The organism is Lysobacter sp. TAB13 (assembly GCF_052113885.1).
Classification (GTDB): domain Bacteria; phylum Pseudomonadota; class Gammaproteobacteria; order Xanthomonadales; family Xanthomonadaceae; genus Lysobacter; species Lysobacter gummosus.
This window is the reverse complement of sequence record NZ_JBFRDR010000248.1, coordinates 1-421: the sequence shown is the minus strand read 5'-3', so window position 1 is coordinate 421 and position 421 is coordinate 1. Positions and strand designations below refer to the sequence as shown.

Genomic DNA, 421 nt, shown 5'->3' with positions numbered 1-421 from the left:
GCCCAGTTCATGTGGAACAGCAGCGTCGCAGCCAGAGTGAAGCCGGCGAGGGCAAGCGCAGCAAGGCGCGTCTTCCAGCCGAGAACGACCATCAGGCCGCCCAGAAGCTCGACCGCGATCACGAGAGGCAGCAGAATGGCGGGCACGCCAGCCGAGGCCATGTACTGCTGTGTACCGGCATAGCCGCTGATCTTGGAGTAGCCAGCAAGCACGAACATCAGGGCAAGCAGGATGCGGCCGACGAGCTTGGCGCCGTCGGAAAGGGCGGGCGAGTTCAGCATGGAGCAGACCTTCGCGAGTAAGTGCCACAGAGCGCGGCGGAATGCCGCAGCTTGCGGAAATAGGGCTTACAACCAAAGTCGATGCAAGGGCGGTATGGCCTGCCGAACCAATTCCCGGCTTCCATCGGCGACTTCATTGT

1 protein-coding gene is annotated in these 421 nt (G+C 62.5%); it reads right to left on the bottom strand.

Annotation, left to right across the window (positions count from 1 at the left end; translation table 11 throughout):
• Positions 1–281 (bottom strand): DoxX family protein (locus AB4Y92_RS26030; protein WP_441822253.1); only part of this gene is annotated, 281 nt, incomplete at its 3' end.
• Between the last annotated feature and the right edge of the window lie 140 nt (positions 282–421).